The sequence below is a fragment of the Bradyrhizobium sp. NBAIM18 genome (assembly GCF_020193825.1).
GTDB classification, from domain to species: Bacteria; Pseudomonadota; Alphaproteobacteria; order Rhizobiales; family Xanthobacteraceae; genus Bradyrhizobium; species Bradyrhizobium yuanmingense.
In genome coordinates this window covers 228,929-252,500 of sequence record NZ_JADYVO010000010.1, presented here as the reverse complement: position 1 = coordinate 252,500, position 23,572 = coordinate 228,929, and the positions used below count along the sequence as shown (strand labels likewise).

Annotated in this window: 23 protein-coding genes; 10 read left to right on the top strand and 13 right to left on the bottom strand. The window is 62.2% G+C overall.

Features of this window, described 5'->3' with window-relative positions; all coding sequences use genetic code 11:
- Positions 1-45: 45 nt before the first annotated feature.
- The 5 genes from dctP to I6F17_RS23050 all read right to left on the bottom strand — a co-directional run bounded on the left by dctP (position 46) and on the right by I6F17_RS23050 (position 5,441).
- Positions 46-1,134 (bottom strand): TRAP transporter substrate-binding protein DctP, encoded by a 1,089-nt coding sequence (gene dctP, locus I6F17_RS23070; protein WP_225127832.1) that lies wholly within the window; start codon positions 1,132-1,134, stop codon positions 46-48.
- Between the two features lie 178 nt (positions 1,135-1,312).
- On the bottom strand, positions 1,313-2,626 hold the full coding sequence (locus I6F17_RS23065) for a Gfo/Idh/MocA family oxidoreductase (protein WP_225127834.1): 1,314 nt from the start codon (positions 2,624-2,626) through the stop codon (positions 1,313-1,315).
- A 133-nt stretch (positions 2,627-2,759) separates the two neighbouring features.
- Positions 2,760-3,560, bottom strand: coding sequence for a phytanoyl-CoA dioxygenase family protein (locus I6F17_RS23060; protein ID WP_036020838.1), 801 nt, complete (start codon positions 3,558-3,560; stop codon positions 2,760-2,762).
- A gap of 162 nt (positions 3,561-3,722) precedes the next feature.
- Positions 3,723-4,400, bottom strand: coding sequence for a GntR family transcriptional regulator (locus tag I6F17_RS23055; RefSeq protein ID WP_225127836.1), 678 nt, complete (start codon positions 4,398-4,400; stop codon positions 3,723-3,725).
- A 141-nt stretch (positions 4,401-4,541) separates the two neighbouring features.
- Complete coding sequence (locus I6F17_RS23050) at positions 4,542-5,441, bottom strand: sigma-70 family RNA polymerase sigma factor (protein ID WP_225127838.1); 900 nt, start codon at positions 5,439-5,441, stop codon at positions 4,542-4,544.
- Positions 5,442-5,541: 100 nt separating this feature from the next.
- Between I6F17_RS23050 and I6F17_RS23045 the strand changes: the two genes are divergently transcribed.
- Positions 5,542-5,997: a carboxymuconolactone decarboxylase family protein gene (locus tag I6F17_RS23045; protein WP_225128080.1), complete on the top strand. Its 456-nt coding sequence runs from the start codon at positions 5,542-5,544 to the stop codon at positions 5,995-5,997.
- A gap of 1 nt (position 5,998) precedes the next feature.
- Here the strand turns inward: I6F17_RS23045 and I6F17_RS23040 are convergent, their stop codons facing one another.
- Complete coding sequence (locus I6F17_RS23040; protein ID WP_225127841.1) at positions 5,999-6,811, bottom strand: alpha/beta hydrolase; 813 nt, start codon at positions 6,809-6,811, stop codon at positions 5,999-6,001.
- A 2-nt stretch (positions 6,812-6,813) separates the two neighbouring features.
- Entirely contained in the window at positions 6,814-7,632 is an 819-nt protein-coding gene (locus I6F17_RS23035) for an alpha/beta hydrolase (protein ID WP_225127843.1), read from the bottom strand.
- Positions 7,633-7,766: 134 nt separating this feature from the next.
- On the opposite strand from I6F17_RS23035, the gene I6F17_RS23030 reads away from it, so the two are divergent.
- Complete coding sequence (locus I6F17_RS23030) at positions 7,767-8,309, top strand: methylated-DNA--[protein]-cysteine S-methyltransferase (protein ID WP_036020854.1); 543 nt, start codon at positions 7,767-7,769, stop codon at positions 8,307-8,309.
- Positions 8,310-8,437: 128 nt separating this feature from the next.
- Here I6F17_RS23030 and I6F17_RS23025 read toward each other — a convergent pair whose 3' ends face one another.
- Positions 8,438-9,982: an acyl-CoA synthetase gene (locus tag I6F17_RS23025; protein WP_225127856.1), complete on the bottom strand. Its 1,545-nt coding sequence runs from the start codon at positions 9,980-9,982 to the stop codon at positions 8,438-8,440.
- A gap of 118 nt (positions 9,983-10,100) precedes the next feature.
- Positions 10,101-11,273 carry an acetyl-CoA C-acetyltransferase gene (locus I6F17_RS23020; RefSeq protein ID WP_225111505.1) on the bottom strand — a complete coding sequence of 391 codons (1,173 nt, stop codon included), beginning with the start codon at positions 11,271-11,273 and terminating at the stop codon, positions 10,101-10,103.
- A 149-nt stretch (positions 11,274-11,422) separates the two neighbouring features.
- Between I6F17_RS23020 and I6F17_RS23015 the strand changes: the two genes are divergently transcribed.
- The 3 genes from I6F17_RS23015 (at position 11,423) to I6F17_RS23005 (ending at position 13,945) form a co-directional block, all read left to right on the top strand.
- Positions 11,423-12,082 (top strand): TetR family transcriptional regulator, encoded by a 660-nt coding sequence (locus I6F17_RS23015; protein ID WP_346657029.1) that lies wholly within the window; start codon positions 11,423-11,425, stop codon positions 12,080-12,082.
- 55 nt (positions 12,083-12,137) lie between these two features.
- Complete coding sequence (locus I6F17_RS23010; RefSeq protein WP_024337318.1) at positions 12,138-12,896, top strand: SDR family NAD(P)-dependent oxidoreductase; 759 nt, start codon at positions 12,138-12,140, stop codon at positions 12,894-12,896.
- A gap of 686 nt (positions 12,897-13,582) precedes the next feature.
- A complete protein-coding gene (locus I6F17_RS23005; RefSeq protein WP_225127860.1) occupies positions 13,583-13,945 on the top strand; it encodes a hypothetical protein in 363 nt (120 codons plus the stop codon).
- 195 nt (positions 13,946-14,140) lie between these two features.
- Here the strand turns inward: I6F17_RS23005 and I6F17_RS23000 are convergent, their stop codons facing one another.
- On the bottom strand, positions 14,141-14,341 hold the full coding sequence (locus I6F17_RS23000) for a hypothetical protein (protein WP_225127861.1): 201 nt from the start codon (positions 14,339-14,341) through the stop codon (positions 14,141-14,143).
- Positions 14,342-14,910: 569 nt separating this feature from the next.
- Here I6F17_RS23000 and I6F17_RS22990 point away from each other — a divergent pair.
- Both I6F17_RS22990 and I6F17_RS22985 read left to right on the top strand, forming a co-directional pair.
- Positions 14,911-16,455, top strand: a complete 1,545-nt coding sequence (locus I6F17_RS22990; RefSeq protein ID WP_225127876.1) for a GNAT family N-acetyltransferase — start codon at positions 14,911-14,913, stop codon at positions 16,453-16,455.
- A 53-nt stretch (positions 16,456-16,508) separates the two neighbouring features.
- Complete coding sequence (locus I6F17_RS22985; protein ID WP_225127878.1) at positions 16,509-16,820, top strand: hypothetical protein; 312 nt, start codon at positions 16,509-16,511, stop codon at positions 16,818-16,820.
- A 254-nt stretch (positions 16,821-17,074) separates the two neighbouring features.
- On the opposite strand, the gene I6F17_RS22980 is transcribed toward I6F17_RS22985, so the two are convergent.
- From I6F17_RS22980 to I6F17_RS22970, 3 genes are all read right to left on the bottom strand, one after another.
- A complete protein-coding gene (locus tag I6F17_RS22980; RefSeq protein ID WP_225127881.1) occupies positions 17,075-17,476 on the bottom strand; it encodes a hypothetical protein in 402 nt (133 codons plus the stop codon).
- A gap of 62 nt (positions 17,477-17,538) precedes the next feature.
- Entirely contained in the window at positions 17,539-17,727 is a 189-nt protein-coding gene (locus I6F17_RS22975) for a hypothetical protein (RefSeq protein ID WP_225127884.1), read from the bottom strand.
- Between the two features lie 93 nt (positions 17,728-17,820).
- Positions 17,821-18,225, bottom strand: a complete 405-nt coding sequence (locus I6F17_RS22970; RefSeq protein ID WP_346657030.1) for a thermonuclease family protein — start codon at positions 18,223-18,225, stop codon at positions 17,821-17,823.
- A gap of 808 nt (positions 18,226-19,033) precedes the next feature.
- Between I6F17_RS22970 and I6F17_RS22960 the strand changes: the two genes are divergently transcribed.
- Genes I6F17_RS22960 through I6F17_RS22950 form a run of 3 tightly spaced genes read left to right on the top strand, consistent with a single transcriptional unit; the run spans position 19,034 to position 23,476 of the window.
- Complete coding sequence (locus tag I6F17_RS22960) at positions 19,034-20,890, top strand: ATP-binding domain-containing protein (RefSeq protein WP_225127888.1); 1,857 nt, start codon at positions 19,034-19,036, stop codon at positions 20,888-20,890.
- Entirely contained in the window at positions 20,859-21,830 is a 972-nt protein-coding gene (locus I6F17_RS22955; RefSeq protein ID WP_225127890.1) for a hypothetical protein, read from the top strand. Before I6F17_RS22960 ends, I6F17_RS22955 begins: the two co-directional genes overlap by 32 nt.
- Positions 21,827-23,476 carry a RecQ family ATP-dependent DNA helicase gene (locus tag I6F17_RS22950; RefSeq protein ID WP_225127891.1) on the top strand — a complete coding sequence of 550 codons (1,650 nt, stop codon included), beginning with the start codon at positions 21,827-21,829 and terminating at the stop codon, positions 23,474-23,476. The genes I6F17_RS22955 and I6F17_RS22950 overlap by 4 nt, the downstream gene beginning before the upstream one ends.
- Positions 23,477-23,572 lie beyond the last annotated feature (96 nt).

Genomic DNA, 23,572 nt, shown 5'->3' with positions numbered 1-23,572 from the left:
CCTCTCCGGGGCTTTCGTCGTTTCGCCGCGCGCGGCGCGATGCGCTTACGTCCGCGTCCGCATTCGCATCATGAAGGTGTCGAAGCTGAGCTCGGCCACCTGCATCCACGCAAGCGATTCGGTGCGGAAGGCGGTGAGGCTCGCATACATCTTGCCGAAATGCGGGTTGTTCTTGGCGAGATCTGCGTAGATCTCGTTGGCTGCGCCGTAGCAGGCCTCGAGCACCTCCTGCGGGAACGGCTTCAGGATTGCGCCGGAGGCCAGCAGCCGTTTCAGCGCAGGCGGGTTCACCGAATCGTACTTGCCGGTCACCCAGGTGAAGGTGTCCATCGATGCCGTGCTGATGGCGGCCTGGTAGTGCTTCGGCAGCCCATTCCACTTCTCGAGGTTCATGATGTTGTGGCCCTGGCCGGTGCCTTCCCACCAGCCGGGATAGTAGTAATACTTCGCCACCTTGACGAAGCCGAGCTTCTCGTCGTCATACGGACCGACCCACTCGGCCGCGTCGATCGTGCCCTTCTCCAGCGCCGGATAGATGTCGCCAGCCGCGATCTGCTGCGGCACGCCCCCGACCTTTGAGATGATGGTGCCGGCGAAGCCGCCGACCCGGAATTTCAGGCCCTTGAGATCATCGACGGTCTTGATCTCCTTGCGGAACCAGCCGCCCATCTGAGCTCCGGTCGAGCCTGTGGGGACGCCGATCGCCTTGTGCTCTTTCAAGAGATCATTGAGCATGTCCTGACCGCCGCCCCATATCAGCCAGGAAATGTGCTGACGCGTATTGAGGCCGAAGGGCAGCGAGGTGCCGAACGTGAATGCCGGGTTCTTGCCCCAATAATAGTAGAGCGCGGTGTTGCCCATTTCGACGGTACCGTTGGACACGGCATCGAGCACTTGCAGGCCCCCGACGATTTCGCCGGCCGCGAAGGGTTGGATTTGGAATCTGTTGTCGGTGATCTCCGCGACGCGCTTGCAGAAATATTCGCAGCCGCCATAGAGCGTATCGAGTGACTTCGGCCAACTCGCCGCCAGCCGCCATTTCACCTCGGGCATCGATTGCGCGATCGCCGGCGCAGCGACTGCACTTGCGGCAAGGCCCAGTCCGCCTGCCGTCAGGAATTTACGACGTTCCATGCGTTTCCTCCTGTGATGTCGTGTCCTCGACGAGGAATCGCGGTCTTGCTGCCGCTTTCGTCTCCGCCGCTGGCCGACGTTTCTTGGTGTCCGAAATTCAGTATTCCCGGATCGCAGTCAGGATGACCAAAGGGGAACCGCAAATCAAGCGCACTTTGGTTGTGGCCGCCAACGCCGATTAATGCTGCGGTGCGAACGCGGCTTCCATGGCCTTGCGCGCCTTCACCGTTTCGTTGCCGGGGTCGAATTCGACATCGCTCCAGCGTACCAACGTGCCATGGGCGACGTCGTGCTTAAGCTTGAGGCGATGTGCGAGCCCGATCGGCAGGGCGCCGGCCCTGAGGCTCGCGGCCGCCGGTATCAGCTTGCCCCATACCGTGTAGCCGCCTTCGCCGTCGAGCATCTCCCCGGCACGCAAGTTACGTTTGGCCACGGCGGCGACGTCGCCGCGGAATCCGTAAGGCTGCCCGGTGGGCTCGCCCCGCAGCGCGGCCGACAGCACCGAGATGTTCAGCTCGAGCCCGATCAGATGATACGGCTTGTACATGGCGGCGAAGCTTCCACTGCCATCGGTCTTCAGGCCATATTGCCGGAAGCAGTCGGCGGCATAGTCGCTCGGTGCCTCCAGCACCACATAAACGCCCCAGCGCAGGTCGCGAAACACCGGCCTGCCGTCGCGCTCGAGCGAGGAGACCACTTCGACGACACCGGATCGCTCCAGCACGCCGCCGCGCGAGCGCGGCCGCATGACATGCGGCAGATCGTCGACGCCGCACGGCGGAAACGCCAGGCCCTCCGCGGGCACGTCGAGGCCGCAGGCATTGGCGATCGCGGCCATCTCGATCGCCGATTTGGTGCCGTCGAGGAAAGAGTTGAACATCTGCGGATTCATGCCGGCCGACTGCGCTTCGCCCGCGGTCAGGCCGTAATGCTGCCAGACCCCGTCGGGCGTCACGTCGTGATAGGCCGGCAGGTACTTCGTGCCCTTGCCGGCGGCAACGACGTGAAATCCTGTGGCGCGGGCCCAATCGACCATCTCCGCCGTCAGCGCCGGCTGGTCGCCGTAGGCGAGCGAATAGACCACGCCGGCTTTGCGCGCTTCGTCGGCGAGCAGCGGGCCCGCCAGCACGTCGGCCTCGACATTCACCATCACGATATGCTTGCCCGCCGCGATCGCGGCGCGCGCGTGGGCAATGCCGACGGCGGGATTGCCGGTCGCCTCCACCACCACGTCCATGGCGCCGCCGGCAATGGCGCGCGCGCCGTCATCGGTGAACACGGTCGCGGCGATGCGCTCGGCGTCCCAGCCGACGGTCCGGCAGGCCTCGCGCGCCCGGTCGCGGTCGATGTCGACGATGATGGGCACCTCCAGCCCCGGCGTGTGCGGCACCTGTGCGAGAAACATCGAGCCGAACTTGCCGGCGCCGATCAGCGCGACACGGACGGGCTTGCCGGCGGATGCGCGGGCTTGCAGGAGGCGGAAGAGGTTCATGGGGAAGATCCGTGGGTACAACAATCAAAGCTCGTCATTCCGGGGCGCGCGAAGCGCGAGCCCGGAATCCATACTCCCGATCGTGGCTATGGATTCCGGGCTCGACGCTGCGCGTCGCCCCGGAATGACAAGGTTACTCCGCCGCCTGCCGCGGTGCCCGTGCCAGCCGCAGCAGCGCGTCGTCGTCCACCGTCTTGATCGGCGTGAAATCGCGATGCGCGATGTAGTCCGGCCGGGTCGGTGTACGGATATGGTTCGAGACCGCGTTCAGCGTCAGGTACACGATCTTGCGCGGATAGGGCGTGATGTTGCCGCTGGAGCCGTGCACGAGATTGCCGTGAAACATCAGCATGCCGCCCGGCTTGCCCGTAGGCGCGACGATGCCGCCCTGCTTGACGAGGCGCGTCACCGTATCCTCGTCCAGCGTCCACAGCGGATAGGAGGTGGTGGCGAGGTCATGCGAAGCCTCGAGATCGCCGGCGTTCTGGCTGCGCGGCACCAGCATCAGGGGACCGTTGATCGGCATCACCTCGTCGAGGAAGATTGCGATGTTCATCGCTCGCGGCTCCGGCATGCCGTCGTCGCGCTTCCAGGTGCCGTAGTCCTGGTGCCATTGCCAGACGTCACCGGTGAAGGCCGATTTCGCGTTGATCTTGAACTGGTGCATGTAGACGGGCTCGCCGAACACCTGCTCGACCGGCTCGATCATGCGCGGATGCGCGCCGAGGATCGCGAACGCCTCGTTGTAGAGATGCGCGGCAAAGGCCGTGCGCGGAGCGCCACTCTTCTCGCGCCAGACCTCCGGCCGGTTGGCCTCATAGATGGCGACCGCCTCGCGCGCGAGCAGGTCGACCTCCTCCTGGGCGAACAATTCAGGCAAGAACAGCCAGCCCTCGCGGTGGAAGAACTCCAATTGCTCCTGAGACAGTTTCATGGGTCGTCCTCCTGTTTGCTTTGTTTTGTCATTCCGGGGCACGCGAAGCGTGAGCCCGGAATCCATTCCTCCGCAGTCTCTGCCGCCCAATGGATTCCGGGCTCGACGCTCCCGGGCCGCGCTTCGCGCGGTCCCGCCGCGTCGTCCCGGAATGACGGCGTGCTACGCCGCCGCCTCTTCCGTCGCCCGCAATCTCTCCTCGGTCATCCGTCCCGCCGTTTGCGCATGCGCCAGCGCGGCGCGTTCGGCCGCCTTCGCGCTGCCGCTCAGAATGTGTCCGGCAATATCGGCATGCTCCGCCCAGGCGCTGGCGCGATAATCGAGCTCGGAGAGCACCGTCGCCATCGAGCGCCGCATGTGCGGCCATTGCGGCGCCATGGTCTCCTCGATCACGGGATTGTCGGCGAGCTGATAGATCGCGCGGTGAAAATCGACATCGAGGGTGATGAGCTCGGATAGCGTGGTGTCGCGGTCGCTGCGGCGCCCGGCGGCGAGCGCTGCCTCCAGTCGCGCGCGTCCCGCTGCGTCGCTGGCCGCGCGCTGAGCGGCCAGCCCGGCCGCCAGCGCGTCGATGGCGCCGCGCACCTCGTAGAGCTGACGGATGCGCGCGGGATCGAGCTGTGTCACTTCAAAGCCGCGGCGGCCGCTCTCGGCGACCAGGCCCTGCCGATGCAACAGATGCAGCGCATGCGACACCGGCTGGCGCGACACGCCGAGCCGATCGGCGAGCTCGTTCTGCCGGATGCGCTGGCCGGGCCGAAGCGTGCGGTCGGAGATCGCCTCCAGGATCCGCGCATAGACTTGGTCGATCAGGTTCGGGAGCGGGTCGAGAGGGATCACGCCGGCAGCTCCAGAATAACGAAGGAATACGGAATTCCGTATTCGAACTTACGCTCGGCGAGGTGGAGCGTCAAGCCGTATCTCGGGCGATCCCAAGGGCTTCACGTCACCCGGGTAAGCTGTTGATTTTCCTAAGTCCGTCTACTGTGCATGGGGTTGTTTTCGCGACAAGGGGTCCGGATCTGACTCATCCAGCACCTGCACCTCCATCGCGGCGATGTCGTCCGCATCGGCCACCGCCTCGATCGCGCCGATCCGCTCGCCCGCGAACGTCACGCGCAGCGCGACCCGCAACTGTCCGCCGAGGATGACGGCAGCACCCATCTCGCCATCGACCAGCGCCGTGCGCGCCGTCCGGGCGCGGCCCTTGTAGAGCTGCGCGACAGCCTCGGCGCCGCGCACCTCCGCCAGCGAGCCGAGCCGCACCGCCGCCTGATCGGCGCGGAATACCACGTCGGGATCCAGCACCGCGAGTAGCCCTTCGAAATTGCCTTCGCGCGAGGCTTTAAGAAATGCATTGACGATCCTTCGCTGCTGCGTCCGATCCGTCTCTGGCACCGGCGCGCCCTGCACGCGCCGCCGGGCGCGGCTCGCCAGTTGCCGCGAGGCATCGACCGAACGGCCGACGATCGGCGCGATCTCCTCGAACGGAACGGCGAACATGTCGTGCAGCACGAAGGCGAGCCGCTCCGCGGGCTGCAGCGTTTCCAGCACGACCAGCAGTGCCGCGCCGACGGAATCGGCCATCTCCGCCTCTCGCTCGCTTGTATCGTCGACCGGCTCGGGTACGTGCGGACCCATCGGATCCTCGCGACGCGATTTCCGGGCGCGCAGCATGTCGAGGCAGATGCGCGCCACGACCGTGGTCAGCCAGCCGCGCAAATTCGCGATGTCGGACAGGTCGTAGCGGCTGACCCGCAGCCAAGCCTCCTGCACGGCATCGTCGACCTCGGCGCGCGAGCCCAGCATGCGGTAGGCGACCGCACGCAAATGGTCCCTGCTCGCCTCGAACTGTTCAGTCAGAAAATTTTCTCCGGTCATCGGTCACATTCCCTCGTCGCGATCCGTCATGCCCATGACGAAGCCAATCCGGCCGATGTGACCGGAACCTTCGAAATTCGACAGATGGAGACGCAACATGATGCACGCACGCATGAAACACCCTGTCATGGTCCTGCCGGAGGCCATGAATGTCCTTCAGTCCCTCGGCAACCTGACAAAGCAGGGTCTGCCGGAAAGGCTCCTCGAACTGGTGCACCTGCGCGCCAGCCAGATCAATGGTTGCAGCGTGTGCGTCGATATGCACCCGAAGGTCGCCCGCAGACTGGGCGAAACCGACGAGCGCTTGTTCGCCGTATCCGCCTGGCGCGAGGCACCCTACTTCACCGACGCGGAGCGCGCCGCGCTGGCCCTGACCGAAGCCGTCACGCGCCTCGCCGATCGCGAGGATCCGGTGCCCGATGCGATCTGGAACGAAGCCGCCAAGCACTTCGACGAGCGCGAGCTCGCCACCCTGATCCTCGCGATCGCGACGATCAACGTGTGGAACCGCCTGAACGCGACGATCAAGATGCCGATCGGCGTGTGGAAGGTGTGACCTACTTCGCCAAGAACCTGCTCACCACCTCGCCGAACTCGAGCGGCGCCTGCTCGAACATCCAGTGGCCGGCGTTCGCGATCACCGCCGTCTCGGCGCCCGCGATGTGCGCGGCCAGTACGCGCCACATCACCGACAGGCTGCCGGTGGTGGCGCCGCCGCCGATCAGCAGCGTCGGCGTCCTGATTGCCTGCGCATCGCCGAGCGTGTAGGGCCGGCGCTGCTCGTTGATCTGGCCGAGGAAGGTGAGCGCGTTGTCGCGGAGCTGTTGCTTCGCCGCGGCCGGCACGCGCCGCCAGGAGCCGTCGCCCTCGATGCCTTCGTAGAAATTCCGCACCGCGCCCTCGAGGTCGCCGCCGCGGATCATCTCGACGGAGCGCGCCGTGCGGGCCGCCAGCGACGGATGCGCGGGCGTGCCTTCGGGCACAGGCAGGGATGGGTCGAGATCGCCGCCGGGCTCGGCCAGCACCAGCTTGTGCAACAGATCAGGCCGCGCCTGCGCCACGCGGAAGGCGATGTGGCCGCCGCGCGAATGGCCCATCAGGTCGACGGGGCCGGGCCTGACCTGCTCGATGAAGGCAATCGTATCGGCGACGTGCTGCGCCATCTTGTAGTCGTCGCCGACGGCGTCCCAATGCTCGGGAAAGAAGTGCCGCAGGCTGACCGCGATCACGCGATGGGATTTCGACAGCGGACCGAGCACCGAATACCAGGTGCGGAAATCACCGAGTGTGCCGTGCACACAGACCAGTGGCGGGCCCTCACCGACCTCGAGATAGGCCATGTCGTAACCATTGACGCGGAAGCTTTGCATGGTCAGCTCGCCAGAAAATCCAAAACCACTTCGGAGAATTTCTGCGGCGCCTGCTCGAACATCGGATGCGTCGCGTTCGGGATGATCGCCGTCTTGGAATAGGGCACATGCGCGGCCAGCGCATGCAGCACTTTCGGCAAGAGGCCCTTGGTCCGCGCGCCCAGGATGAACAGCGTCGGCATCTTGATCGCCTCCGCATCCGCCCTAGAGAACGGCGGGCGGCTGTCGCGGACCTGGCCGATCAGGGTATAGGCATTGTCGCGCAGGTTCTGCTTCACCATCGCGGGCAATCGCGGCCAGGTGCCGGGGCCTTCCAGCGTGTCGACGAAGACGGCGAGCCCGCCGTCGACATCGCCGGCCGCGATCTTCTCGGCCGAGGCCGTGAAGCGCGCCAGCAGCGGCGAGGGGCCGCCGACGTAGTCCGGATCAAGGCTCGCATCGAGCTCGCCCCCGGGCTCGGCCAGGATCAGCCGGCGTAAGAGATCGGGCCGCTGCTGCGCCACGCGGAAGCAGATATGCCCGCCGCGGGAATGGCCCATCAAATCGACCGGTCCCACATCGAGCTTGTCGATGAAGGCGATGACGTCCTCGACATGCTGGGCGATCGAATAGGTGTCACCGACGCCGTCCCAGCGCTCCGGGAAGAAGTGCCGCAGGCTGACGGCGATCACCCGGTGCCGCTGCGTCAGCGGCCCCAGCACGCAGCCCCAGACGCGGAAGTCATTCAGCGATCCATGCACGCAGACCAGAGGCGGACGGCCCCTGTCTTCGCCCACATCGAGATAGGGCATGTCGTAACCGTTGACGTGGAGGCTCTGCATGATGGACTCGGGAGAGGATTGGAACGCCTGTGCAAGATTCCCGGAAACCGGGTGGATCGCAACTATTTCCAAGCCTAGATTTGGCACGACATCAAAGTGGGGGCCTGCAACGGAAGCAAGCCAGGAACCTAGACATGACCGACCAGCATTTTGCCCTGTTCGACACAAGGATCGGCCTGTGCGCCATCGCCTGGGGCCCGCGGGGCATCAACGGCACGCAATTGCCGATGGGCGGCGAGCAGAAGATCCGCACCCGCATCAGCCAGCGTCATGCCGACGCCGTTGAGACCGAGCCGACCGCCGAGGTGCAACAGGCGATCGACCGCATGACGAAACTGCTCGCCGGCGAGCCGGATGATCTCACCGACATCCCGCTCGATCTCGACGGCGTGCCCGAATTCAACCGCGGCGTCTACGACATCGCCCGCGCGATTCCGCCCGGCAAGACCGTCACCTATGGCGACATCGCCAAGCAGCTCGGCGGCGTCCAGCTGTCTCGCGACGTCGGCCAGGCGCTCGGCCGCAACCCGTGCCCGATCGTCGTGCCCTGCCATCGCGTGCTCGCCGCGGGCAACAAGCCCGGCGGCTTCTCGGCGAATGGCGGCGTGGTCACGAAGCTGAAGATGCTGGAGATCGAAGGCGCGCTGGTGAACCACACGCCGAGCTTGTTCGATTGAAGATACCAAAGCTTGCTCGGCGTCATGGCCGGGCTTGACCCGGGCATCCACGTGTTCCTTTGCGGTACAAAGAACGTGGATGCCCGGGACAAGCCCGGGCATGACGGTGTTGAGAGCGGCCGCTCGCCCTAAATCTTCGTCGCCGTCTTCGGCCAATACCGATCACGCAAATGCCGCTTCACCAGCTTGCCGGTCGGCGTGCGCGGCAGCTCGGCTTCGAAATCGACCGAGCGCGGGCACTTGATGGCGGAGAGGCGGCTCTTGCAATAGGCGATCAAATCGGCCTCCAGCGCCTTGCCGGCGCGGCTCATGTCGTGCGGCTGCACCACCGCCTTGACCTCTTCGCCCATCTCCTCGTTCGGCACGCCGAACACCGCGACGTCGGCGACCTCGGGGTGCGTGATCAGCACGTCCTCGGTCTCCTGCGGATAGATGTTCACGCCGCCCGAGATGATCATGTAGGACTTGCGGTCGGTGAGATAGAGGAAGCCGTCCTTGTCGAGATAGCCGACGTCGCCGAGCGTCGACCATCCCTTGGCGTTGTAGGCCTTCTTCGTCTTCTCGGGATCATTGTGATAGGTAAAGGCGGGCGCGTCGGCGAAATAGACCGTGCCGATCTCACCGACCGGCTGCTCCTCGTCGTTCTCGTCGAGAATCTTGATCTTGCCGACCACGGCGCGGCCGACGCTGCCGCGATGCTCCAGCCATTGCTGCGAGTTGCAGACGGTGACGCCATTGCCTTCAGACCCGGCGTAATACTCGATCAGGATCGGCCCCCACCATTCGATCATCTTCGCCTTGACGTCGACCGGGCAGGGCGCGGCGGCGTGGATCGCGCCCTTCAGGGTGGAGACGTCGTACCTCGTGCGCACCTCGTCCGGCAGCTTCAGCATGCGCACGAACATGGTCGGCACCAGCTGCGATTGTGTCACCTTGTACTTCTCGACCAGCTTCAGGAACTCTTCGGCGTCGAAATGCTCCATGATGATGGAGGTGCCGCCGAGCACGATCGCCATCATGTTGAAGCGCAGGGGTGCCGCATGATAGAGCGGCGCCGGCGACAGATAGGTGCTCTCCGCGTTCATGCCGCACATGTCGGCGCAGAGCACGCGGAGGAAGGCGTTCGGCACGTCGATCCTGTTGCCTTCGAAAGCCTTCTTGATTCCCTTAGGGCGCCCGGTGGTGCCCGACGAATACAGCATGTCGTAGCCGGCGACCTCGTCGGCGATCGGCGTCGTCGGCTGCGCGGCGGCTTCCTTGTCGTAGGAGCGGAAGCCGGGCAGCGGGTCGTCCATCATGTAGAAGATCGGCTCGCCGGGCGTGCCTTTGATCAGGCCCTTGATCTGGTCGGCGCATTTCGGCGTCGTGATCACGACCTTGGCGCCGCAATCGGCGATGATGTAATCGATCTCGTCCTGCTTCAGGTAGCGGCTGATCGCGGTGTAATAGAGCCCGCTGCGCTGTGCCGCCCAGCACAGCTCCATGAAGGCGAGCCGGTTCTCCATCAACAGCGCGATGTGGTCGCCGGCCTTGAGGCCAAGCGAGCGGAACAGCTGCGCGCCCTGGTTCGAGAGCTCGTCGAGCTCGCGATAGGTGATCGCCTTGCCGGTCCCGGCCATCTGGTAGGCGATCTTGTCGGGCGTCGTCTTGGCGTGGATACAGGGGTGGGTCATGGCGTTTCCTCAAAACGTGAAATGGCGAGTAGCGAGTGGCGAATAGGGAAGAAGGGCAAACCGCTCTTCGCCTACTCACCATTCGCTACTCGCCACTCGCTACTCGCTTTTGTTCTTCTTACAGCCGCTCCACGATCGTCACATTGGCCATGCCGCCGCCTTCGCACATGGTCTGCAGGCCATAGCGCTTGCCGCGCTGGTGCAGCGCGTGGACCAGCGTCGTCATCAGCTTGGTGCCGGAGCCGCCGAGCGGATGGCCGAGCGCGATGGCGCCGCCGTTGACGTTGAGACGCTCCGGGTCGGCGCCGGTGGTCTTCAGCCAGGCGGTCGGAACCGAGGCGAAGGCCTCGTTGACCTCGAACAGGTCGATGTCGCCGATCTTCATGCCGGCCTTCTCCAGCGCGCGCTTGGTGGCGTGCAGGGGAGCATCGAGCATGATTACGGGATCGCCGCCCGTCATGGTCATGTGATGGATGCGGGCGAGCGGCTTGACGCCGAGCTGCTTCAGGCCCTTCTCGTTCACCACCATGACGCCGGAGGCGCCGTCGCAGATCTGGCTGGCGCTGGCCGCGGTCAGCTTGCCGTTCTCGGCGATCAGCTTGACCCCCTTGATGCCGTCGAGCGTGACGTCGAAGCGGATGCCTTCGTCGATGTGGTGGGTGTCCTTGCTGCCGTCGGCGCGGGTGATGTCGAGCGGCACGATCTCCTTCTTGAAGTGACCTGCTTGCGTCGCCGCGATCGCGCGCTGATGGCTGTCGTAGGAATATTGATCGAGCTCATCCTTGGAGAGGCCGTACTTCTCGGCCATCATCTCCGCGCCGGTGAACTGGCTGAACACGATGTTCGGATATTTCCTCTCGATGCCCGGGCTCTTGTAATTGCCGAAGCCGTTCTTGGCCGGAAGCTGCGATGACAGGCCCATCGGCACCCGCGTCATCGACTCCACCCCGGCCGCGATCACGACGTCCATCGCACCCGACATCACCGCCTGCGCGGCGAAGTGCAGCGCTTGCTGCGAGGAGCCGCACTGACGATCGATCGAGGTGCCTGGCACACTCTCCGGCAGCTTCGAGGCCATGATCGCGTTGCGCGCGACGTTGTTGGACTGTTCGCCGACCTGCATCACGCAGCCCATGATCACGTCCTCGACCTGAGCCGGGTCGACCTTGGTGCGGTCGACCAGCTCGTCCAGCACCTTCGCGGCGAGATCGGCCGGATGCCAGCCGGCGAGACGGCCCCCCTTGCGCCCGCCGGCGGTGCGCGCAGCGGCGACGATGTAAGCCTCGGCCATTTCGGTCTCTCCCATGATTATTTTGGATTGGGTTGTCGGGGCGGATTTAAGAGGCGGATCATCGTTTAGTCAATCGATCAATTAACTCTTGTGATGAGGCGCTGCTTGCGCTTATCTGCGCCCGCTCCAGCGGCCAAACAGGGATCTCCGTGGCGACCAGCGTACCGAACAGGCTCCCCAGCGGGAAAAATTCCACGGCAGAGAAATTGCTGGTGGCCGCGAGCGAGCTGATGATCGAACGCTCCTCGATCGAGATCTCGCTGTCCGATATTGCGCAGAAGTCGGGCGCCAACGCGGCCCTGGTCAAATATCACTTCGGCAACAAGGACGGCCTGCTGCTGGCGCTGCTGGCGCGGGATGCCGCGACCGAGATGACCAATCTCGAATATCTGCTGGCGCAGCCGATCACGTCGACGGCGAAGCTGAAGCTGCATATCGCCGGCATCATCCGCGCCTATCACCGGTTCCCCTACATGAACCGGCTGATCCACTATCTCTTGCACGAAACCAGCGCGAGCTCTGCCGACGAAGTCTCCAAGTTCTTCGTTGCGCCGCTCCTGGACTTCCACCGCCGCCTGCTGGCTGAAGGCGTCAGCCGCGGCGAATTCCGCCCGACTGATCCGGTACTGTTCTACACCAGCCTGATTGGCGCCTGCGATCATTTGTTCTTCGGCCGGCATGCGATGTCCCGCGCGACCGGCGTCGGCCCGGTCACCGACGATGTCTGCCGGCAATACATCAAGCACATGGAAACGCTGATCTGCGGCGGCATCCTCACGCAAGCCGAGGAAGCCGCTGCGGCCGGATAGTCCGGCCGACACGTGACGAGTCTAGAGAAGAAACGCTCAAGGAAAGGTACAAGCGATGCAATTGAAAGACGTGGCCGTTCTCATCACCGGCGGTGGCTCGGGCCTTGGTGCCGCGACCGCCCGCGCCATGGCGGCCAAGGGCGCCAAGATCGGCGTGATCGATCAGAGCAAGGAAAACGCCGAGAAGGTCGCCGCCGAAGTGAAGGGCGTCGCGCTGCATGCCGACGTCACCAGCGAAGAGCAGATCAAGGCCGCGATTGCGAAGGCGGAAGCCGCACACGGCGTCGCCCGCGTGCTGATGAACTGCGCCGGCATCGGCGGCTCGCAGCGCATCGTCGGCCGCGACGGCGTCTATCCGCTCGAAAAGTTCGCGCGCATCATCAACGTCAACCTGATCGGCACGTTCAACTGCCTGCGTCTGTTCGCCGAGCGTCTCGTCACCGCGGAGCCGATCGGCGAAGAGCGCGGCGTCATCATCAACACGGCCTCGGTTGCCGCCTACGAAGGCCAGATCGGCCAGATCGCTTATTCGGCCTCGAAGGGTGGCGTCGTCGGCCTGACGCTGCCGGCCGCGCGCGATCTCGCCAGCCAGAAGATCCGCGTCAACACCATTGCGCCCGGCCTGTTCTTCACGCCGCTGCTGATGGGCCTGAACGAAGAGGCCCGCAAGAGCCTGGGCGCCCAGGTGCCGCATCCCTCGCGTCTCGGCGATGCCAACGAATACGGCATGCTCGCGGTGCACATCGTCGAGAACCCGATGCTGAACGGCGAGACCATCCGCCTCGACGGTGCGATCAGGATGGCGCCGCGATAGGCGGTTCGTTCTTCCTTCTCCCCTTGTGGGAAAGTCAACGGCGGAAATAGACGAGCAAAATCAATCGGCAATCGTCCGAGTGTATCGCCGGTGTAAAAAGTAGAGAATCCGCTGACAGTGGCAGGAGATCGCCGCAAAGGCGAGCGGCCGAAGTCGCTCGCAGACACGATGAAAAATAAGCCGTGCGGCCGATGCGCCGAGCGGCTTCCTCCTTGCTGCCGACGTGCGTGATTACTTTGAGAACGTGGTTCACCGCGCGCGGGTTGATGACGTACGCCGCCGCGATCTCATGCTGAAACTGCCCGCACCAGCGGCGCAGCCAGACGTCAACAGCTTCTTCAAAGGTAAACTTGGTCTTGCGGGGCTGGTTGTCTTGAACGAGGGACTAGTCACGCTAGGCTCTCCTTGTGGTCATGGACATGCGAAAGCATCTCCTGTTGTGACAGACGCCACGGAAAGCCGAGCCCGCCGTCCAAGTGTGCTCGGCTCAGGTGTGATCCGGCAATCACTTCAGCCAGTAGGCCAAAGCCGCCGAGGTCGCGCAAGGTGGCGCGGAAAGTCATCCGTTACCAGGGATTGGCGGATAGTTCCTCACGATTTACCGGCAATTTCGACGGGCGGGGCTCCAATCGGCGCTGGATCTTGCTGGGATCAATGGTGCGGCACGAATCACCTATGGTGACCTGATGGCTGAAGAACAACCGTACCTCGCCGAAAAGCAGGTCCACGCGATTGAACCGGGAGCGTTCATACTTGACCTTTACCGGCTCGTTTGCATGGTCTGGACATCCCGCGATGTGGCAAGCCATGGCCTAAGCTCGCCCCCCATCGCAATGATGCAGGGAGGCTTCTTTAAGGCCGAGGTGACACGGATCTTGATCTCTTGTGCGGCTGGCCTGCGAATCCAGTTTGATCAGTTGGGACCAAAAGACGAGCAGCGCTCGGACTGTGGAAAGCTGTTTCCAAACTGGGCGACCGATTCTCGTAAGCTCGAAGTGCTCACCCTAGGCCTGCAACAAGATCATTCATGCGACCGACATCCGGTTTGATGTCGTGGTGCCCGATGCAACCAGAAACCCGGACGAGGAAGGCGCTTACTACCTACCGCACCTCTACCTCTATGGAAGCAAGGGCCGCAACTATTGGCGCGCGGAACTGTCGTCGATCGACTTCGCACGATGGAGCGCGGTGGCGTTTAGATTTTCGCCGTTTTGATGTGACTTATGGACGGCGTTCGCTCGGTTTCACTCGGGGTTCAGCTTCTCCATTTCAGCCTTCGCCGTTGCATTCTCGGCGGCCTGCTCTCGCGCGAGGGTGCTGCCGCTCAATCGGCGCGAGCTAAGGTTCTCCCAGTAGAACCAGACCGACTTCCGCCCGTCCGCAAACCACACCTCAAGGCTCCCGCAGTCGTCGTCTACGCCACGGATGGGATCGCCTTCGGCCATGGTGAATTGCTATTGTTCCGGCAGGACAGGGAAGAGTGCTACTTAGCCCTTGGACTGCGCGCTCGGCTCGTTCCGGATTTGACTTGGCTGCGCATCCGAGTGCTGATTCAATCCAGCCGTCGATTCGGAAGCGGGAATTGCAATGAAGACCAGCGAAACGCGGCAAGACTTTTTGGTGAGCATCCGCCCGCAGTACGTGGCCAAGATTCTCGATGGCCAAAAGACTGTAGAACTTCGACGGCGCTTTCCTGCCCCGGTGAGCGTTGGGACCAAGGTGTACATCTATTCGACTAGCCCGGTTCGTGCAGTCGTGGGATGCGCCAAGATCAAAGAGGTTCAGCGTCTTCCGATTGCTGATATCTGGAAACAGCACGCCGACGCCGCCTGCGTTTCACGCCGAGAGTTCTACGACTATTTTACCGGGACCAAGTTTGGCTTTGCCATCCTGCTCGGTGGGGTCAAAGCAATGCGCACCCACCTAACCGCGAGTGAACTTGAGGCTCTATTTGGGATTGTGCCTCCGCAATCTTACCGATACGTTACGAAGCGCTTTAATTCATTGCTAGACGATGGACCACTTCAAACTACTCATCGACACTCACATAGTGATCGGGCTGGAAGACCCGAAGCCGGTCGAGGCGCGACTCGCTGAGATTTCCCGGCTTAGCAATGAGTATGGCGTTGGCCTATTCGTTGAGGGCGCAAACTACGACGACATAGCACGTGATCGCGATGAGGGACGCCGCAGAGTCACGCTCAGTAAGTTAGATAAGTTTCAAAAATTAGCCCATTTGCCGAATCAAAGCGACGCAGATTTGGTTGCTCGTTTTGGCCCCATCAATAAGGACAATGATCGTTCAGATGCGCGGCTGCTCGCCGCTCTAGACGCGCGGGCTGTGGACTATCTCATTTCCGAGGACGGCAACCTGCACAAGCGGGCTGCACGGGTCGGATTAGGCGACCGCGTTCTCGCCGTCGATGATGCGCTGCAATGGCTAAAGCTCACCTTTGTAGCAAAGACGGTCGAACTTCCCCACGTCATCGAGCGCAAAGCATATGAACTCAGTGAACGTGACCCGATCTTTGCGAGTTTGCGCGAGGACTACCCACCCTTTGATGGTTGGTTTGAGCGTTGCAAACAAGCTCACCGTGATTGCTGGGTGCTAGAGATTGATACTGAGATAGCAGGCCTAATAATAAGAAAAACAGAGACGCACGCGGAAGCTCAAACCCAACACCGCGGGCCAAAGATTCTAAAAATCTGCACCTTCAAGGTGCGTGACGAGTATCTCGGCGAGAAGTTCGGTGAGCTGTTGTTGAAGCAAGCCCTCTGGTTCGCTCAACACAACAACTACGGCCTCGTTTATCTCACTGTTTATCCCAAGCACGCGCTTCTCATTGCATTGCTCAGGTATTACGGATTTTCGGAGACGAAGAGATCAGCGACCGGCGAGTTGGTGATGGAAAAGCCCATCCTGCGCGGTGCTCTGCCTACACTCACCGGAAGCGCGCTCGATTTCGCGCGGGCCAACTACCCCCGTTTCCATGATGGGGTAGCAGTAAGCAAATTCTATGTGCCAATCCAGCCGGACTACCACCGTAGGCTTTTTCCAGAGATCGCGTTCGGCCGAGAGTTACCTCTCTTTCCGACATCTGACTTCGGTCCGATCCTGACTCGCGAAAAAGATCGGACCCCCGGAAACACTATTCGCAAAGTTTATCTTTGTAACGCACGGACCACCATGATCAGGCCGGGCGACATTCTGCTTTTCTACATGTCGAAGGATGAAAGGTTGGCGGCGAGTCAGTCTATTACTACGCTCGCTATCGCGGAACAGGTGAGGGACATCGACGATCCGGATGAGTTGACAAAGCACACCGCAAAACGCTCCGTCTATTCACCTGAGGAAATGCGCGCAATGAATCCAACGCCTGCGTCACCGGTCAAGGTAATAGATTTTCTTTTGGTTGGTCACACGCAACCCGCTGTTGGATTGGCAGACCTTCGACGTCTCGGCGTTCTCCGAAGCCATCCGTACCAGTCGATTACGATACTGTCAGAGGATCAGTATCGAGCGCTTAGGGAAGCGCTTGACCTTGGTTTTGCGTTTTAGAACCTCGTTATTTTGTGCCGAACAGGGTGCAACTTGAGAGCTAAGATGCAGTCATGGCAGGATCGAAAGAGAAGCGAAGAAAATATCTGGCTCATCGCGCTGAGATGCTGGCGGCTATGGTGGTCGAACGCGCCCCGCTGAATAAGAAAAAGAACCTAAAGCCTAAAGGTCACGACAAACATCCCGAAGCCGATCCCGATTTGGTCGATGGTTGGGATGACGTCGTTGATACCACGCGACCGGCCAACGAGGCAGAGGCGAAGAGCGTCAAAGAGATCAACAAGGGTTGGGTCTCGAATGACTGGGGTCGGCTCCAGGGTCGCTCCACGCCGGGTGGGTTGCCATCGCTTGGCAAACGTAGGTAGTGGGTTTTCGTGCTCAAGCCGCTTTGCACTGCTCTGGCCTGGTCGCAGGCGCGCGCGCTGGATGCCAACGGCTGATGCCCTTGGCGCTGCAACATCGCGGGCAATCCGGACTTCTACAGATTTTCTGCGTAGCGTCTCAAGCCGCCTCCGGAGACCTCTGGTGCGTTCGGCACCTTGGCCGGTGTTCGGTGGCCGCCGAGTCCGTTAGCGCATGGGCGCGACGTCCAGCGAGGCTCGCGTGCCCGCTCCTTGGGTCACTCCGTCGCCTTTTTTGCAATCCTCGAGGCCTGTCCCCGGATGATTTCGCCCACAGCGATCGCATCTTCGAGTTCGATGCGCTCCACGCGCTGCCTCGTTAGATTCAACTGTTCCTCAATCAGTTCGGCGACTCTGTGCGCAAGCTGCGCTTTTAGTTCACCGCCACCGCGATCGATGGCCTCAAGTCCAGCGATCAAGGCGTCGATTTGCTGCTCGACAGCGGCGATCTGCTTATCGAGTTGCTTCGACTTTGGCAGAGCCGCCAATTTGGCCTTAGCGACATGAAGGGCAATCGATGCTGCAGCGGCGCGGCCCGCCGCATCTTGCTGCGGGGTGAGAGGCTCTACTGGTCCCTCTCCCTCTCGCCAACGTCCAAGTGAAATCTTGTCGATGCTCATATGTGTCGCCCTTCCGCCTAAAGATCAGCGCGTTGTTGCAGATCGCGTTCGCCCAGCTTCTATCACCGCGCTTTCCGCGTCTCCAGCGCGGCCATCAGCGCCGGTCGCCGTGCCTGCGCCAAGCCACAGTGGATGAACATGCCGTGCGAAGCCGATAGTTCGGTGTTCGTCGGCTCGTCGAACGCCTCGTCGAAGATCGAGACCGCAGCACCGGCAGATTTAGAGGTCTCCCCCAGGGGGCTCCGCGTCACGGATGCGCATTAGCGTCGTCCGAGCAAAACGCTGGCCGGCCTCCGGCTCGAATGCACAGCCCGGTACAGCCATGGCTCGACAAAGCTGCCGGCCTAGATGCCTCGCCCAGCTCTTTCGGCGTAGAGTTGGGCGGAGGCATATTTGCCCTTTGAATAGCGTGGCCAATCAAGCGCAAATCCGTTGTGAACCAGCCAGTCCGCCAGATCGATCCCGGCCGCCGAGCACGTCGCTACAGCGCGCCCGTACTGATCCGACCAGACAGGTACGCGGGTCACCGGCCTTTGAGCGATGAAGGCGCTGAGTTCGTTCGCGGCCTTCGCACCGCAACGATATGGCAGGCTGTCCTCGCCTCGGCAAAATTGAGTGCTCTCTGGCGCATCGATGCCGGACAGCCGAACGCGGGTGCCGTGGATTTCGAGCGTGTCACCGTCAATGATGCTGGTTTGGCCGATAAGGTCGCCGGCAACTCGCGGGGTCGGAGCCGCATATAGCGGCATTGGAGCCGCAAAACGGTCAGAGCCACCCGTCAAATTTGGGTCCTGCAAAGCCGCGGTGGGAGGCGGATTAGGCGACGACAATTCGGCCCCAGGCGGTGCCGCCTTCGGCCCACTCGCCACCATTTCGGGCGTACACCTCGTCGTTGGTGGATTGCCGCACGTTCTTTCGAGATCAGCCCAGCCGACACAACGGCCATCGGGCGCACGATAGCCGGGGCCGCCGCGCTCGCCGCATGCAGCGAAGGCGCTTGAAGCAACAAGCACCAGGATCGGGATTGTGATGCACCCCGACAACGCGGTGCAATGCCTTCGGAGGCTTGCCATGCGGCCCTCCAGCAGTCGACGCCGTTCTTTAGCCGAGCAGCCCATCGAACTTGTTTGGTCCCGACGGCGGGCTGATGCCGCTGAGCCGCAGCCGCCCGCTCGGCGTCACCGAACGCCGCGCCATAGGGCAGCAAGTCGTTCATCGCCTCCGAACTGATGCGGACGAGCGGATTGATACGTTGATGGCCTTCGGGGGTCGCGATGGTCAATTCACCCTCATGTGCTAGGGCCTCCTCTGCCTGTCGCCATGTGGCATAGGCGGCGCAGTAAACGCTGAACGGGCCGAGATCGAGGGTGGTCAAGAGGTTCAGTCTGTGCAGCTCAGGCGCAAGCTCCGTGCGCGTAGGCTCAATCGGAACGCGGCGCGCGGCGCTTGCCGGGGTTATCCTTGAGCAGGCGGCGCTGCGGATGTTCAGGCGGTGGACCGGGCATGAAAGGCTCCTTTCCGACCTCAGACCGTGCAATCTACCACGGTTTACTACGGATGGCCGATGCCACCAATCGGGTCGGTATCGCTCTCGTCGTAGCCGCGGCCGCTATAAGTGCGCTTCACGCGCGGTTTCGCTTGCGCGCAAAGTCGCAATTGAGCATTTTTGGCGCGATGGCCCGAATGATTCCTTCGACAGTGCGAGACTTCCACGGAAGTCAAGGCGAGGAGCGCGTCTTCCATGCTTTGCGGGGGCTTCCCGAACAGGTTACTGTCATCCATTCCTTCCGATGGCTGCACCCAGGGGCAATGCGAGGCATAAAGTCCAAGATGGGGTCGCAAGGCGAGGCGGATTTTGTGCTCTTCGACCCAACCGGAGGAGTGTTGGTGGTCGAGGTCAAAGGCGGCGACGTCTGGTGTGAAGGCGGCGAGTGGCGCCAACGCAACCGCCGGACTGGCGAGATCAGAGACATTTTCCCCGAGGAGCAGGCGCGGGCAACAGTTCATCGCATCCGCGAAGAGATCCGGATCAAAGTCCCGGCCGCGGACTCTCTCCTCTTCTGCCACGCCGTATGGTTTCCCGACGGCACGCCCGATCGATCCAAGCTGCCAATGTACTGCCCCTCCGAGATCGTCCTGGACGCTGAGGACATAGCCCGACCGGAAGCCGCGGTGCGAAGGGTATTTGGCTATTGGCACAAGGCTTTACCGGGTCGGAAGGGCATATCGCGCGAGGAAGGCCAACGTGTACTTGAAGCGCTGGCGCCGAGCTTTTCGATCGTTCGCTCGCTTCGTCAGACGCTCGATGAACGCGAAGAGCAATTCGTCCAGCTGACTTATGAGCAGGCGCGCGTTGTTCACTACCTCGACGATCAACGACATGCCGCTGTTCATGGCGCAGCTGGCACTGGCAAGACGCTGGTTGCGGTCGAAAAAGCGAAGCGGCTAGCCTCTCCTACGGAGCCGGTTCTATTCCTCTGCTACAACTCGGCCCTGAAGACGTTCCTTGAGACAAACCACGCCCATCCTAACGTTCACTACGCCACTTTCCACGGTTTCGTCCGAGAAGTGATCGGCCCCGAGGGCTCCCTGGAACATGCCGAGCAGTTATTGGTCGCATATTTGCTCGATGACGGCGCTATTCCCTATACGCATCTCATCGTGGACGAGGGGCAGGACTTCAAGGCGGAGTGGTTGGAGTATTTGAACCATCGTTTCAGAGATGGGGCGTTTTACGTGTTCTATGATCGGCATCAGCTGGTGCAGGCCGATGACGCTCGCTGGCTCGACGACGTCCCTTGCCGCCTGGTCTTGAGCCGCAATTGTCGCAACACCGATCCGATCGCCCGCGTCGCCTACCGCGCGGCCGGGCTGTCGATTGCGCCAAGCTTGGGCGTGACCGGGCCAAAACCTGTCCTGCACGTCGTCGCCGATGAGACCAAGGCCATCGAGCTCGCCAGGGGCCTGCTCGAAGCCGCGCAGAGCGGGGGAAAAACGCCTGCGCACGAGCTCGCTATCCTCACCCTGAACACCCTACCGAACGAGAGCCCTTGGCGACGGGTACGGGTCGGCGGGAAGGAAGTCGTGGACGTCCCCATGGCCGGACGGATCACTCTCACGACCGCGCGGCGATTCAAGGGCCTCGAGGCGAGCCTGGTCATCGTGGCCGACGCCGATTTCCGCGAGGCAGAGGATCCCGATTGGCGGCGCAGGCTGTACGTCGCCTGCTCCAGGGCCCGCCATGCGGTCCACATCATCTCGACAAGCAGCGAAGCCGACCTTGGACCCGCCATCCGCGCCTTTTCCAATACCGAGAAGGCTAGGCCGACATGGCGAGGGCTCGCTCGACATCTCGGCATGAGGCTGGGAGAAGGGGAGATCCATGATCCTTTCGAAGAACCGCGAGCAGGATGAGTACAGTCTCATCCGCAAGCCTGATCACATTGGGCGAGTCTGGGAGAAGATTGAGGCGGCACTGCCGAGGTATTGGGCATCGTTCATGAAACGCCAAGCGGCTGGTCGGCCCGCCGCAAGACTGGCACAGCATTTCGACGCCGCGCCCACCGCTTTGGATGCGACCATACTTACCGAAACGTTCGCCTCAGCGGTCCAAACCTACGAAAAGGCTGCCGCAAAATACCGGGACTTTTTCGATTCCGATGCGATGGAGGAGTACGGAGACGATCCAAATACATTCAAGCGGAACCTAGCCAAGGACGTGCCGGTGATCGCCGGTACGTTGAATCAGCGGCGGCCTGAACTGCGGGAGTGGCAGCAAAGCTTTCGCGGTTCGAAGGGCGTGGACCTCCTGGAGGTATTCTCCAATGTCCTGGAGTTCAGGATGGATTGGGCAAGGCATCATCCTGAAGGGACTTATGCTCTCCTTGACAGCGTGGATGATTTCGAGCTCGACCCGCTCGACAGCGATGACACAATGACTCTGACTAATGTCATTGGAATGGGCATTAAGAGTATCGTTCTTTATCATCTTGACCCTAGCCGCCTTCCGCAGCGGGGGCGCTTAGACCTCTATGGTCTTTACTTCCTTTGCGGGATGGAGGATTTCGGCCTTCCTAGCGGCTCCTCAGAATTTCTGATGATCAACGATCGCGAGCCGGCTTCTAACGGTAGCCTGATCATGGAGCATAACTTCTGGTACCCTTATAGTCTCTTCTCCCTCTACGCCCTGCGCCTCTATCGCTGGATGGATGGCCAGATGCGGGCAGCGGGTAGTAGCCTTGATCCCCACGTCCGATACGTTTTTGTTTCCCAGTTTCTCAATGAGGTCTGCTCCGAGCACGGGGAGCACATGAAGGTCATGCGCGCGCATGATCGGTTTGAGGTCCCGGCATGAACCCGGCGACGCCGCAGGCGGCGCTCGCCAAGTGGTATCCAACTATTTCGGGGTTCCGCGATCGGCAGTTAGAGGTGATCAGCCGGCTTCTGGCCGGCCGTTCTACGCTGCTTCTGATGCCCACAGGCAGTGGCAAGTCCCTCACGTACCAGATCCCGGTCCTGACCGCTGGGCGCATCGGAGTCGTCATCTCCCCACTCGTCGCGCTGATGCGGGAGCAAGCGGGTAAACTCGAAGCAATGGGCGTGCAGGCTGTCTCCCTGGGAGCCTTGGAGCCGCTGCAAGCTCAGGATGCTCTTCGCCGATTCCGATGGGACGACGGGCCAGGTTTCCTCTTTACTTCCCCCGAGCGGGCGGAGACCGACGGCTATCTTGAGTACCTTCTCCGGGCAAACCGCTCTCGCATCGGCCTTATCGCCGTAGATGAGGCCCACTGCATCTCCCAGTGGGGGCATGACTTCCGTCCGCCCTACAAGGCTTTGCCGGGGTTCATCGATCGCGCGTTCGGCAACGGCAGTTGGCCAGCCGTGTTATGCCTCACCGCCACGCTGGACGCAGAAAGCGAGACGGAAGTTCTGGCGGACTTCCGCATGCGTGAAGGAGATGTGCTTCGCAGCGACCAAATGTTGCGTCAGAACCTCGACCTTGAGTTCAAGACCTATGGAAATACGGCCGAGAAGCTCGACGCCTTGACCCGAGAGCTGGAGAAAAGACGGGGTGAGAAGATCATCGTCTATGCCCACTTAAAACGAAACAGCACCGCCGGTACTCGCTCCTTGGCCGCGCGTTTTCAGGACCTTGGCCACCGCTGTGCCGCCTACGATGCCGATATGTCGCTGACCGACCGCGATGCCAGCGTAACCGCGTTCGCGAGCGGAAACGTTGACGTGGTATTCGCTACTGGCGCCTTCGGCATGGGTATCGACATCCCCGATATCCGCGGGGTGATCCATTTTCTGCTGCCAGAGTCACTGGAGCAATATTACCAAGAGGTCGGCCGCGCCGGTCGGGACGGCAATTCTGCGTTTGGCCTACTCATCTACACGCCCAAGAACGCTAAGGTCCGCCAGGACATGATAGAGACTGGCCGTCTCACTGGAGATGAAGTCCTCGGCGTCTGGTCGAGCCTCTTCGCGTCCGGCCGCGCCGACATCCGATCCTTAAGTCCCGCCATGGATCTTAGCGGACGCGACGATTACTACGCCCTCTTCTACGCTTTCCAACGAGCTGGCGCGATCAAAGTGCTGGCGCGCGGGCCCGGACGGCTGCAGGCCTACGATCCTCGCGGCTCCGATGGCTTCGCTTTCCTCAATCGCTTGTCGGCGGCCACCCGCATCGGAAACTTTGCCGCGGCGTTCCGCAAGCTCAGTCTCGATCCGGCGGTGGCCTACGAGACCCTGTTCGACCTCTACGATCGGGGCGAGGTGCGCTTGGCGCGCAGCCCTGACAACGTCTTGCTGATTCAGTCGGGCACTCTTTCGGCCGCTCAGGCCGAGTCCATCGCTGCAGATGTTAGTGCAAAAATCGATGCGAGGCTCAAGCGGTTTTCTGTGTTTCAAGCGCTGATTGAATCCGGCCAGGATCCAACGTCGGCTTTGCGCGAGCGTTTCGCCTCGTCACATTGCCGAGGGGCGTGCACCCGGTGATGATCGTAACGCGAAGTGCTCAAGTGTGACCAGACGTAGAGAAATTTTCCCGCTAACTTGCGCCCTCTAGCGTTGGAGCGCCGCCGCGCTCAGAAA

What these genes read in the sequence shown, in the direction of transcription:
- I6F17_RS23005 (WP_225127860.1), top strand. Translation starts at nt 13,583, where the DNA reads ATGGCTGAAGAACAACCGTACCTCGCCGAAAAGCAGGTCCACGCGATT.
- I6F17_RS22955 (WP_225127890.1), top strand. Translation starts at nt 20,859, where the DNA reads ATGATCCTTTCGAAGAACCGCGAGCAGGATGAGTACAGTCTCATCCGC.
- I6F17_RS22980 (WP_225127881.1), bottom strand. Translation starts at nt 17,476, where the DNA reads ATGAGCATCGACAAGATTTCACTTGGACGTTGGCGAGAGGGAGAGGGA.
- I6F17_RS23010 (WP_024337318.1), top strand. Translation starts at nt 12,138, where the DNA reads ATGCAATTGAAAGACGTGGCCGTTCTCATCACCGGCGGTGGCTCGGGC.
- I6F17_RS22960 (WP_225127888.1), top strand. Translation starts at nt 19,034, where the DNA reads ATGGCCGATGCCACCAATCGGGTCGGTATCGCTCTCGTCGTAGCCGCG.
- I6F17_RS23030 (WP_036020854.1), top strand. Translation starts at nt 7,767, where the DNA reads ATGACCGACCAGCATTTTGCCCTGTTCGACACAAGGATCGGCCTGTGC.
- I6F17_RS23000 (WP_225127861.1), bottom strand. Translation starts at nt 14,341, where the DNA reads ATGGCCGAAGGCGATCCCATCCGTGGCGTAGACGACGACTGCGGGAGC.
- I6F17_RS23040 (WP_225127841.1), bottom strand. Translation starts at nt 6,811, where the DNA reads ATGCAAAGCTTCCGCGTCAATGGTTACGACATGGCCTATCTCGAGGTC.
- I6F17_RS23020 (WP_225111505.1), bottom strand. Translation starts at nt 11,273, where the DNA reads ATGGCCGAGGCTTACATCGTCGCCGCTGCGCGCACCGCCGGCGGGCGC.
- I6F17_RS23025 (WP_225127856.1), bottom strand. Translation starts at nt 9,982, where the DNA reads ATGACCCACCCCTGTATCCACGCCAAGACGACGCCCGACAAGATCGCC.
- I6F17_RS22985 (WP_225127878.1), top strand. Translation starts at nt 16,509, where the DNA reads ATGGCAGGATCGAAAGAGAAGCGAAGAAAATATCTGGCTCATCGCGCT.
- I6F17_RS22950 (WP_225127891.1), top strand. Translation starts at nt 21,827, where the DNA reads ATGAACCCGGCGACGCCGCAGGCGGCGCTCGCCAAGTGGTATCCAACT.
- I6F17_RS23045 (WP_225128080.1), top strand. Translation starts at nt 5,542, where the DNA reads ATGCACGCACGCATGAAACACCCTGTCATGGTCCTGCCGGAGGCCATG.
- I6F17_RS22970 (WP_346657030.1), bottom strand. Translation starts at nt 18,225, where the DNA reads ATGCCGCTATATGCGGCTCCGACCCCGCGAGTTGCCGGCGACCTTATC.
- I6F17_RS23065 (WP_225127834.1), bottom strand. Translation starts at nt 2,626, where the DNA reads ATGAACCTCTTCCGCCTCCTGCAAGCCCGCGCATCCGCCGGCAAGCCC.
- I6F17_RS23035 (WP_225127843.1), bottom strand. Translation starts at nt 7,632, where the DNA reads ATGCAGAGCCTCCACGTCAACGGTTACGACATGCCCTATCTCGATGTG.
- dctP (WP_225127832.1), bottom strand. Translation starts at nt 1,134, where the DNA reads ATGGAACGTCGTAAATTCCTGACGGCAGGCGGACTGGGCCTTGCCGCA.
- I6F17_RS23060 (WP_036020838.1), bottom strand. Translation starts at nt 3,560, where the DNA reads ATGAAACTGTCTCAGGAGCAATTGGAGTTCTTCCACCGCGAGGGCTGG.
- I6F17_RS22990 (WP_225127876.1), top strand. Translation starts at nt 14,911, where the DNA reads ATGGACCACTTCAAACTACTCATCGACACTCACATAGTGATCGGGCTG.
- I6F17_RS23050 (WP_225127838.1), bottom strand. Translation starts at nt 5,441, where the DNA reads ATGACCGGAGAAAATTTTCTGACTGAACAGTTCGAGGCGAGCAGGGAC.